Here is an 11,583-nt window from a genome sequence, read left to right on the forward strand (position 1 = left end):
TCGCGGTTAACTTATTGGGAAGCAAATGTTTATGGTTATGCGGTTGAAAAAAACGGTGATCGCTTTGTGCCTGGGCAGCCTGTTCACTGGCACAGTCCTCCCCGCAGGAGCCGACGACAGTTCATTCTGGTCGACGCCCGTTGGTTCTTCATCCCAAAATACCCGTTCGCCTTCAGCCCCGGCGACGAGCGACCAGCTTCCCGACATCGGCACCACTGCGGGCGGGACGCTCAGTATTAATCAGGAATTGCAGATGGGCGATTTTTACGTCCGTCAGATGCGCGCCAGCACCCCGCTGATTAATGATCCGTTGCTGAATCAATATATTAATGCGCTGGGGCAACGTCTGGTGGCCCACGCGTATTCCGTCCGCACGCCTTTCCATTTCTTTATCGTCAATAACGATGAGCTGAACGCCTTTGCCTTCTTCGGCGGCAACGTGGTGCTTCACTCCTCGCTGTTCCGTTATACCGATAACGAAAGCCAGCTGGCATCGGTTATGGCGCACGAAATTTCTCACGTGACGCAACGCCATCTGGCGCGTGCGATGGAAGATCAGCAGCGTAACGCGCCGCTGACGTGGGTTGGCGCGCTCGGATCGATTCTTCTGGCAATGGCCAGCCCGCAAATGGGTATGGCGGCGCTGACCGGCACACTGGCCGGAACCGCGCAGGGGATGATCAGCTTCACGCAGGCCAACGAACAGGAAGCTGACCGTATCGGAATTCAGGTATTACAGCGTTCTGGTTTTGACCCGCAGGCAATGCCCGCTTTCCTGCAAAAACTCGCCGATCAGGCCAGTTATTCGACCCGACCGCCGGAAATGCTGCTGACGCACCCGTTGCCGGATAGCCGTCTGGCCGACATCCGCAACCGCGCCAACCAGATGCCGCACCTGTTTGTCCAGTCGTCGCAGGACTACGTGATGGCGAAAGTGCGTATCCTCGGGATGTACGGCTCAGAAAGCTATCCGCTCTCCGATGACTATCTGAACAAACTGAGCAACGGCAACATCCGCGAACAGCTGGCGTCGAAATACGGTCACGCATTGCAGTTCTATAAAGCGAAAAAATTCGATCAGGCGCGCGCCATTCTTGAGCCGCTGCTGGCAACCTATCCGGGCAACGAATGGTTGCTCGATTTATCCACCGATAATGACATCGACAGTAAACGCGCTCCGCAGGCGATCGCCCGTCTGGAGCAGGCTGGTGCCGCGACCAGTTCAAACCCTGTTTTGCAGCTGAACCTGGCGAATGCCTATCTGGAAGGCGCAAAACCGGCGAATGCCATGAAAATCCTGAACCGTTATACGTTCAATTATCCGGGCGATCCGAACGGCTGGGATTTATTGTCTCAGGCCGCCGCCGCGCAAGGCTTACGTGCGCAGGAACTGGCCGCCCGCGCTGAAAGTATGGCGCTGGTCGGGCGTCTGGATCAGGCGATTGAAATGCTGAGTAATGCCAGCGCGCTGCAGAAATTAGGCAGCCTCGAGCAGGCCCGTTACGATGCACGTATTGATCAGCTCCGCCAGTTGCAGGGGCGTTTCCGCCAGTATCAGAAAGGCTGATGTCAGAATCTGTCAGGGAGAAAATAATGTCAGGTGAAGTTACGATTTACCACAATCCGCGCTGCTCGAAGAGTCGCGAAACGTTGAAACTGCTGGAAGATGAAGGTATTACGCCGGAAGTGATCTTGTATCTGGACACGCCTCCATCTGCCGAAACGTTGCAAGGTTTGCTGAAAAAGCTGGGATTCAGTTCTGCTCGCGAGCTGATCCGCAAAGGCGAAGAGATTTATAAGACGCTGAATCTGGCCGATAAAAGTCTGAGGGAAGATCAGCTTTTGCAGGCGATGGTGGAAAACCCGAAACTGATTGAACGTCCGATTGTGATTGCCAACGGCAAAGCGCGTTTAGGCCGGCCGCCGGAACAGGTGAAAGAGATTTTGTAATTCCCCGCATCAAATTCGGGTTCGTCATACGAACCCGGATCTTCTCCGATTTTCAGCCCTGATTTACAGCCCCAGAATTTCTTTCACAAACGGTATCGTGAGTTTCCGCTGCGCTGTAATGGATGCGCGATCGAGCTGATCCAATGTCATAAACAACGTCCGCATTTCGCGATCCAAACGTTTTAACAGGAAACGACCCACGTCTTCCGGCAATTCAAACCCGCGCAGTTTGGCGCGCAGCTGTAATGCCTGAAGTTTTTCTTCGTCAGAAAGCGGCTGGAGTTTATAGATTTGCCCCCAGTCGAGACGGGAAGCGAGATCCGGCAGGCTGAGATTCAGCTGACGCGGAGGACGATCGCCGGTAATAAACAATCGCGTGCGGCCGGTTTCAAGAATTCGGTTATACAGATGAAAAACGGCGGCTTCCCATTCATCATCCCCGGCAATCCCTTCGATATTATCAATGCAAACCAGCGCCAGATGCTCCATGCCGTCCAGCACTTCAGGGACGAAATACGCGCGCTTGTCTAAAGGCACATAACCCACGGCTTCACCGCGTTGTGATAATTCGGCGCAGGCTGCGTGTAAAAGATGGCTGCGGCCACCGCCTTCGCGGGACCAGAAATAGATATACGTGCCGTGTTCCTGATGCAATGCGGTCTGAATCGCAGAAAGCAGAGAAGAGTTTTCTCCCGGATGAAAACTGGCAAACGTTTCATCATCGGGCAGATAAAGTGGCAGGGAAAGCTGTGCCGGCGTATTCAGAAGCACCTCAAACAAAGCGGCATGAAGACCGCAGATGTTGTCACGTCAATAAAAGGAACTGCCGAATTCTAGCAAGGATCCGTGTTGAAATGAACTGTGCCCGGTGCAACCGCTTGCGATCCGAGCACCTGGCCGGTTACCCGCAGGCAAACCGGCCAGGAAAGATCACCGTCAGACTGGCGGATTTTCCCGCTCGTCTTCGACATCAATGATCTGTTCTTCGCCGCGGAAAATTTCGATCACTTTGAACAACAGGCTCAGGAAGATACCGACGATCGTGGCCAGCGCCATGCCTTTCAGCTCCGCCGCACCGATGTGGATCTTCGCGCCGCTGACGCCGATGATCAGGATCACCGCCGTCAAAATCAGGTTCTGCGCTTTGTTGTAATCCACTTTCGATTCAATCAGCACGCGGATACCGGATGCGCCAATTACGCCGTACAACAGCAGGGAAACGCCGCCCATCACCGGAACCGGAACGGCCTGAATTGCCGCTGCCAGTTTCCCGATACAGGAAAGCAGGATCGCCAGAATCGCCGCGCCGCCAATAACCCAGGTGCTGTAAACCTTGGTAATCGCCATCACGCCAATGTTTTCGCCGTAGGTGGTGTTTGGCGTCGAGCCGAAGAAACCCGACAGCACGGTAGAAAGGCCGTTTGCCAGCATGGAACGGTGCAGACCCGGATCACGCAGCAAATCTTTCTTCACAATGTTCGCCGTCACGACCAGATGCCCGACGTGTTCAGCAATAACCACCAGTGCCGCAGGCAGAATGGTCAGAATAGCGATCCATTCGAAACGCGGCGTGTAGAAGGTTGGCAGAGCAAACCAGTGCGCGCTCGCAATCGCAGAAACATCCACAACGCCCATAAAGAAGGACAGCGCATAACCCACCAGCACGCCAATCAGAATCGGGATAATCGCCAGGAATCCACGGAACAGCACGGAGCCCAGAATGGTCACCGACAGCGTGACCAGAGAGATGATGATGGTCTTGGAATCCACCGGCACGCCGTCAGCCGGCAGCAAACCGGCCATATTGGCGGCTACACCGGCCAGCTCCAGCCCGATGACGGCAACGATTGCGCCCATCGCCGCAGGCGGGAACATCACGTTAATCCAGCCAATCCCGGCTTTCTTAACAATCAGCGCCACCAGACAGAACAACACGCCACAGGCAATAAATCCGCCCAGCGCTACTTCATACCCCATCGGCAGCAGCAACAGCACCGGTGAAATGAACGCGAAGCTTGAACCCAGATACGCCGGTATTTTCCCTTTACAGACAAATAAATACAGCAAAGTCCCTATGCCATTGAACAGCAGCACCGTTGCCGGATTAATTTTGAACAGAATGGGAACCAGAACGGTGGCACCAAACATGGCAAACAGATGCTGGAAACTCAGGGGGATTGTCTGCAGTAAAGGCGGACGCTCGCTTACCCCGATGACACGACGGGTCATAAATTGATCCTCTGTGAATGATGACGAGTAAAAAAAAATCAAAAAAAAGCCGACTTCTCAGTCGGCTATTGCTTACTTGGTACCAAATATCTTGTCGCCCGCATCGCCGAGCCCCGGCATGATGTAGCCTTTCTCGTTGAGCCCCTGATCCACCGAGGCGGTATACAGCTCGACGTCCGGGTGCGCAGCTTCGAGAGCGGCGATCCCTTCCGGTGCCGCCACCAGCACCAGAACTTTAATGCTCTGGCAGCCCGCTTTTTTCAGCAGGTCGATGGTGGCGATCATGGAACCGCCGGTTGCCAGCATCGGGTCAACCACCAGCGCCAGACGTTCTTCGATGTTAGAAACCAGCTTCTGGAAGTACGGCACAGGCTTCAGGGTTTCTTCATCGCGGTACACGCCCACTACGCTGATACGCGCGCTCGGGACGTGTTCCAGTACACCTTCCATCATGCCCAAACCGGCACGCAGGATTGGCACAACGGTAATTTTCTTGCCCTTGATCTGATCGATTTCAACCGGACCACACCAGCCTTCGATAGTCACTTTTTCAGTTTCTAAATCGGCAGTGGCTTCATACGTCAGAAGACTACCCACCTCAGAAGCCAGTTCGCGAAAACGTTTTGTGCTGATGTCGTTTTCACGCATCAGGCCCAGCTTGTGTTTCACCAGCGGGTGTTTCACCTCAACGATCTTCATTATTTATTCTCCTAAGGTGGTTGGACTGCAAAAAAAAATCGCGAGATTATAACGCCATTTTTTTTGAACGCCATACGAATTAGCCTGATCTGGATCATCAGGAACCCGGTTAGAGTATAGTCAGCCTAAAAACATCATCCGAATAAGGCGCTCGCAAACGTTTGCCTGCGCTGTTAGAATTGCCGCGCATTATTCTTCAACCACCAACCCAAACCGCCGTGGGGACTTCGCAGTGACCGACAAAACCTCTCTCAGCTATAAAGACGCAGGCGTAGATATCGATGCCGGTAACGCATTGGTAGATCGCATTAAAGGTGTAGTAAAACAGACCCGTCGCCCGGAAGTTATGGGTGGATTGGGCGGTTTTGGTGCTCTCTGCGCGCTGCCGCAAAAATATCGTGAACCCGTGCTGGTTTCGGGTACCGACGGCGTTGGCACCAAGCTGCGTCTGGCCATGGATTTAAAACGCCACGATACCATCGGTATCGATCTGGTCGCGATGTGCGTCAACGACTTGATCGTTCAGGGCGCTGAACCGCTGTTCTTCCTCGACTACTACGCCACCGGCAAACTGGACGTCGACACCGCCGCCAGCGTGATAACCGGTATTGCAGAAGGCTGTAAGCAGTCTGGCTGTGCGTTAGTCGGCGGCGAAACCGCTGAAATGCCGGGGATGTATCACGGCGAAGATTACGACGTCGCAGGCTTCTGCGTCGGCGTGGTGGAAAAATCAGAAATTATCGATGGCAGCAAAGTCGCAGACGGCGACGTGCTGATCGGCCTGGCCGCCAGTGGCCCGCATTCCAACGGCTACTCGCTGGTACGCAAAATTCTGGAAGTCAGCAAAACCAATCCGGAAACCACCGATCTGGCGGGTAAATCTCTGGCAGACCATTTGCTGGCACCGACCAAAATTTACGTGAAATCGATCCTCAATCTGATCGAAAACGTCGAGGTGCACGGTATCGTCCACCTGACCGGCGGCGGCTTCTGGGAAAATATTCCGCGCGTTCTGCCGGAAAATACTCAGGTCATCATTGATGAATCAAGCTGGCAGTGGCCGGATGTCTTTACCTGGCTGCAAACCGCCGGTAACGTCAGCCGTCACGAAATGTACCGTACCTTCAACTGTGGCGTCGGCATGCTGGTTGCACTTCCGGCTGAGCTGGCTGAACAGGCGATTGCTTTACTGAACGATAATGGCGAAAAAGCGTGGAAAATTGGCTACATTAAAGCCTCTGACTCCGCTGAACGTGTTGTCATCCAGTAATTCAACTCACTGAAGACAGGTATAGAAATGAAAAGGATTGTGGTTCTGGTATCGGGCGAGGGAAGCAATTTACAGGCCCTGATCGATGCCTGCCAGCACGGAAGAATCAACGCTGAAATCTGCGCTGTTTTCAGTAACAAATCCGCCGCTTACGGGCTTGAAAGAGCCCGTTCCGCTAACATTCCGGCGCATGCGCTGGATGTGAAAGCCTACGAAGATCGCGCGGCATTTGACGTCGCACTGGCCGATGCCATCGACACGTTCCGGCCTGATCTGGTGGTGCTTGCGGGTTACATGCGTATCCTCACCGCCGAATTTGTTCAGCGCTTTGCCGGACAAATGATCAACATTCACCCTTCCCTGTTGCCGAAATATCCGGGTCTTCATACTCACCGTCAGGCGATTGAAAATCAGGATACCGAGCACGGCACGTCTGTGCATTTTGTCACTGAGCAGCTCGATGGAGGCCCGGTCATATTGCAGGCGAAAGTCCCGGTGTTTACCGAAGACACAGAAGAAGATCTGGTGGCGCGCGTGCAAACGCAGGAACACAGCATTTATCCGCTGGTGGTCAGCTGGTTTGTTGAAGGGCGTCTGTCACTGCAAAACGGCCAGGCGTTACTGGATAACAATCCACTGCCTGCACAGGGTTACGCGGCGGATTAATCTGCTTAATCACGATGATTTCACTATAAACCGGCCCCGTGCCGGTTTTTTATTTCCTGTTATTTGACACTTGTTTACATTTCAGCCGATATAATGCCTCTCCCGGCGCACGTTTAAACGTCGTTTGTGCGCCGACCTTCATCTGATACACGGTTGTTTCAGATCTCATATTCACGAAGGTTACCTCAGGTAAAACGGCTTTTTGATTTTTTGAGGAACACCCCATGTTTAGCAATAACAGCGTCAGATTACGTCCACTGGAAAAGGATGACCTGTCGTTTGTTCACCGTCTTGATAATAACGCCAGCATCATGCGTTACTGGTTTGAAGAGCCTTACGAGGCGTTCGTCGAACTGACAGATCTCTATAACAAACATATTCATGACCAAAGCGAGCGTCGCTTTATTATTGAATTCCAGGGCGGACCGGTCGGATTAGTCGAGCTGGTCGAAATTAATCATATTCACCGCCGCGCAGAATTTCAGATAATCATCGACCCGCAGCATCAGGGCAAAGGCTTTGCCGGTGATGCCGTCCGCCTGGCGATGGATTATGCCTTCTCCGTTTTGAACCTCTATAAGCTGTATTTAATCGTCGACAAAGAAAATAAAAAGGCGATTCATATTTACAGCAAGCTCGGGTTCGAACTTGAAGGCGAACTGAAGCAGGAATTCTTTGTGAACGGCGAATATCGCAGCGCCATCCGCATGTGTATTTTCCAGCCGCAGTTCCTGGCGAAATACAAAACCAAGCCAGTTCAGGTTAAACCTGAAACGTTGATTGGTGCCAGTGCCGTTTAATTTCGCATAAAACCCTTACCGGTGAGGGCGACAATGCCTTCACCGGTAAGACTTTTCCCGCTTTTTACCTGCAATTTCCCCCCCCAAAAGAACTCTCCTGAATTCATCCCCTGTAGTGTTGGACTTTCCTGTCAATCTTTCGCAATATTGGTAGTAGACACTAGGCCCTCTCACAAAAGGCTTCCTGTTGCGCCCGCCCTTAAAACCAGCGGGTAACATGAAGATCACGTTGAGCTAAATTGCGGTGTTTTCAGGCAAATTTGCCTGTATGGGCCAGGTTGTAAGCCAAATGAACGGAGTGAAAATGGGTCAGGAAAAGCTTTATATCGAGAAAGAACTAAGCTGGCTGTCCTTCAATGAACGCGTCTTGCAGGAAGCGGCAGACAAAAGTAATCCCCTGATCGAAAGGATGCGTTTTTTAGGGATTTATTCCAATAACCTGGATGAGTTTTATAAAGTCCGGTTTGCCGATTTAAAACGGCGGATCCTCATTAGCGAGGAACAAGGTTTTCTGGGCGCTTCCCGTCATTTGCTGAAAAAAATTCAGGCAAAAGTACTGCGCATTGATCAGGAGTTTGACAGTCTCTACAACGACTTACTGCTGGAAATGGCACGTAATCAAATTTTCCTGATTAACGAGCGTCAGGTGTCGGAAAACCAGCAAGCCTGGTTACGCCAGTATTTCAAACATCAGTTACGCCAGCACATTACGCCGATTCTGATCAATCACGACACCAATCTGGTTCAGTTCCTCAAAGACGATTACACCTATCTGGCGGTGGAAATTATCCGCGGCGAAGAGATTCACTACGCCCTGCTGGAAATCCCGTCCGATAAGGTCCCGCGCTTCGTTAACCTGCCGCCGGAAGCGCCACGACGCCGCAAACCGATGATCCTGCTGGATAACATTCTGCGTTATTGCCTGGACGATATTTTCAAAGGCTTCTTCGATTACGATACGCTGAATGCCTATTCGATGAAAATGACCCGCGACGCCGAATACGATCTGGTCACGGAAATGGAATCCAGCCTGCTGGAACTGATGTCATCGAGCCTGAAACAGCGTCTGACCGCCGAACCGGTGCGGTTTGTGTATCAGCGCGACATGCCGGATGAAATGGTGGAGTTACTGCGCGGCAAGCTCGGTATTTCCAACTACGATTCGGTGATCGCCGGTGGCCGTTATCATAATTTCAAAGATTTCATTGGCTTCCCGAACGTTGGCAAAGCCAATCTGGTCAACCGCCCGCTGCCACGCCTGCGTCATTTGTGGTTCGACAATTTCCGCAATGGCTTTGCTGCCATCCGTGAACAGGACGTGTTGCTGTATTACCCGTACCACACGTTTGAGCACGTTCTGGAACTGCTGCGTCAGGCATCGTTTGATCCGAACGTTTTATCGATAAAAATCAATATCTACCGCGTGGCAAAAGATTCACGCATTATTGAATCGATGATCCACGCCGCGCATAACGGCAAGAAAGTGACCGTCGTGGTTGAGTTGCAGGCGCGCTTTGATGAAGAAGCCAACATTCACTGGGCGAAACGTCTGACGGAAGCCGGTGTTCACGTTATTTTCTCTGCGCCGGGTTTGAAAATTCACGCAAAACTCTTTCTTATCTCACGCCGCGAAGGCGATGAAATTGTCCGCTATGCTCATATTGGGACCGGTAACTTTAACGAGAAAACCGCGCGGCTTTATACCGACTATTCGCTGCTGACCGCCGATGCGCGTATCACCAACGAAGTTCGCCGCGTCTTCAACTTTATTGAAAACCCTTACCGGCCGGTGTCTTTCGAACATCTGATGGTGTCACCGCAAAACTCACGCGACATGCTTTACCGGTTGATCGACAAAGAGATCGCCAACGTGCAGGCCGGCGGAACCGGTGGCATTACGTTGAAGATCAACAATCTGGTGGACAAAGGGCTGATCGATCGCCTGTACGTCGCGTCAAATGTGGGCGTTAAAATCCGCCTGCTGATCCGCGGCATGTGCTCACTGGTGCCCAATTTACCCGGCTTCAGCGAAAATATTCAGGTCACCAGTATCATTGACCGCTACCTCGAACACGACCGCGTTTATGTCTTTGAAAATGGTGGCGATACCAAAGTCTACCTGTCTTCCGCCGACTGGATGACCCGAAATATCGATTACCGCATTGAAGTGGCAGTCGCCCTGCTCGATCCGCGCCTTAAACAGCGCGTTCTGGACATTCTCGAATTACTGTTCAGCGACACGGTAAAAGCCAGAGTGATTGATAAAGAACTGAGCAACCGGTATGTTCCACGCGGAAATCGCCGCAAAGTACGTGCACAGCTGGCGATTTACGAATATCTCAAAGATCTGGAACAACAAAGTCAGCAAGCCTGAACCCCTGGAGCGTTACATAACTATGCCCCTTAAAAGCAGCCCATTGAATGCCAAGCCACAGGAAATTGCTGCGATCGACCTCGGGTCGAACAGTTTCCATATGGTGATCGCCCGCGTCGTTAACGGCGCATTACAGGTGCTGGGACGCCTGAAACAACGCGTTCACCTGGCCGATGGCCTCGACAATAAAAATGTGCTCAGTGAAGAAGCCATTCAACGCGGGCTGGATTGCCTGGCTTTATTTGCTGAACGCCTGCAGGGTTTTCCGGAAAATAACGTCACTATCGTGGGAACCCACACGCTGCGTCAGGCGGTGAACGCTGAGGAATTCCTCAAGCGCGCCGCCGAAGTGATCCCTTACCCGATAGAAATCATTTCCGGTCAGGAAGAAGCACGTCTGATTTTTATGGGCGTTGAGCACACGCAGCCGGAAAAAGGCCGCAAGCTGGTGGTCGACATTGGCGGCGGTTCAACTGAACTGGTCATCGGTGAAGATTTCGAGCCGTTACTGGCCGAAAGCCGCCGTATGGGCTGTGTCAGTTTTGCGCAGATGTTTTTCCCGGAGGGTGAAATCAGCCGCAGCAATTTCAAACGTGCGCAGCTCGCTGCCGCACAAAAGCTGGAAACGCTGGCGTGGCAGTATCGTCTGCAGGGCTGGCAGTATGCGCTGGGTGCATCAGGCAGTATCAAAGCGGCCCACGAAGTGCTGGTCGAAATGGGTGAGAAAGACGGTCTGATCACCCCTGAACGGCTGGAAATGCTGACCGAAGCGGTGCTGAACTTCAAGAATTTCAGCGCGCTGGATTTGCCGGGCTTATCAGAAGATCGCAAGTCTGTCTTCATCCCCGGTCTGGCGATTCTGCGTGGCGTATTCGATGCGCTGGCGGTGAAAGAGTTACGCCTTTCCGACGGTGCGCTGCGTGAAGGCGTGCTGTATGAAATGGAAGGCCGTTTCCGTCACCAGGATATCCGCACCCGCACGGCGAAAAGTCTGGCTGAGCATTACAATATCGACCGGGAACAGGCGCGCCGCGTGCTGGAAACGACCGAGCAGTTGTATGCCCAATGGCTGGCGCAAAATACCAAACTGGTGCAGCCACAACTGGAATCCCTGCTCAAATTCAGTGCCATGTTGCATGAAGTTGGCCTGAGCATTAACCATACCGGTATGCACAAACATTCTTCTTATATCCTGCAAAATACCAATTTGCCGGGCTTTAATCAGGAACAGCAAACGCTGCTGGCTACGCTGGTGCGTTACCACCGTAAAGCCATCAAGCTGGAAGAACTGCCGCGCCTGAATCTGTTTAAGAAGAAGCATTATATTCCGTTGATTCAGCTGTTGCGTCTGGGTGCGTTGCTCAACAACCAGCGTCAGTCGACGACCACGCCGGAATCCCTGCGCTTATCGACCGATGATAATCACTGGACGCTGCGTTTCCCGGCCGGATATCTGGCGCAGAACAACCTCGTTCAGCTCGATTTCGAACGCGAACAAAGCTACTGGAATGATGTTACGGGCTGGAAACTGATGCTCGAAGAAGAAGACGACAAACCTTCTGATAAGTAAAACCGGTGATATAAAAAAGCCCTCT

The 11,583-nt window shown here is 52.5% G+C and carries 10 protein-coding genes; 7 read left to right on the forward strand and 3 right to left on the reverse strand.

Features of this window, described 5'->3' with window-relative positions; genetic code table 11:
* Positions 1-31 precede the first annotated feature (31 nt).
* A complete protein-coding gene (gene bepA, locus BV494_RS11470) occupies positions 32-1,567 on the forward strand; it encodes a beta-barrel assembly-enhancing protease (protein ID WP_192938157.1) in 1,536 nt (511 codons plus the stop codon).
* 26 nt (positions 1,568-1,593) lie between these two features.
* Positions 1,594-1,950, forward strand: coding sequence for an arsenate reductase (glutaredoxin) (gene arsC / locus BV494_RS11475; RefSeq protein ID WP_104922993.1), 357 nt, complete (start codon positions 1,594-1,596; stop codon positions 1,948-1,950).
* A gap of 63 nt (positions 1,951-2,013) precedes the next feature.
* Here the strand turns inward: arsC and hda are convergent, their stop codons facing one another.
* The 3 genes from hda to upp form a co-directional block, all read right to left on the reverse strand.
* On the reverse strand, positions 2,014-2,721 hold the full coding sequence (hda, locus tag BV494_RS11480) for a DnaA inactivator Hda (protein WP_104924777.1): 708 nt from the start codon (positions 2,719-2,721) through the stop codon (positions 2,014-2,016).
* Positions 2,722-2,886: 165 nt separating this feature from the next.
* Entirely contained in the window at positions 2,887-4,179 is a 1,293-nt protein-coding gene (gene uraA, locus BV494_RS11485; RefSeq protein ID WP_104922994.1) for a uracil permease, read from the reverse strand.
* 72 nt (positions 4,180-4,251) lie between these two features.
* The gene (gene upp / locus BV494_RS11490) at positions 4,252-4,878 is read right to left on the reverse strand and encodes a uracil phosphoribosyltransferase (RefSeq protein WP_104922995.1); all 627 of its coding nucleotides are present in this window, start codon (positions 4,876-4,878) and stop codon (positions 4,252-4,254) included.
* Positions 4,879-5,110: 232 nt separating this feature from the next.
* Here upp and purM point away from each other — a divergent pair, with 232 nt between their 5' ends.
* From purM to ppx, 5 genes are all read left to right on the forward strand, one after another.
* A complete protein-coding gene (purM, locus tag BV494_RS11495) occupies positions 5,111-6,148 on the forward strand; it encodes a phosphoribosylformylglycinamidine cyclo-ligase (protein ID WP_104922996.1) in 1,038 nt (345 codons plus the stop codon).
* A gap of 27 nt (positions 6,149-6,175) precedes the next feature.
* Entirely contained in the window at positions 6,176-6,814 is a 639-nt protein-coding gene (purN, locus tag BV494_RS11500; protein WP_104922997.1) for a phosphoribosylglycinamide formyltransferase, read from the forward strand.
* Positions 6,815-7,038: 224 nt separating this feature from the next.
* On the forward strand, positions 7,039-7,614 hold the full coding sequence (gene speG, locus BV494_RS11505) for a spermidine N1-acetyltransferase (RefSeq protein WP_104922998.1): 576 nt from the start codon (positions 7,039-7,041) through the stop codon (positions 7,612-7,614).
* A gap of 304 nt (positions 7,615-7,918) precedes the next feature.
* Positions 7,919-9,988 carry a polyphosphate kinase 1 gene (ppk1, locus tag BV494_RS11510; protein WP_104922999.1) on the forward strand — a complete coding sequence of 690 codons (2,070 nt, stop codon included), beginning with the start codon at positions 7,919-7,921 and terminating at the stop codon, positions 9,986-9,988.
* 22 nt (positions 9,989-10,010) lie between these two features.
* Positions 10,011-11,558: an exopolyphosphatase gene (gene ppx, locus BV494_RS11515; RefSeq protein ID WP_104923000.1), complete on the forward strand. Its 1,548-nt coding sequence runs from the start codon at positions 10,011-10,013 to the stop codon at positions 11,556-11,558.
* Positions 11,559-11,583 lie beyond the last annotated feature (25 nt).

This window comes from Rahnella sikkimica (assembly GCF_002951615.1).
Taxonomy (GTDB): Bacteria; Pseudomonadota; Gammaproteobacteria; order Enterobacterales; family Enterobacteriaceae; genus Rahnella; species Rahnella sikkimica.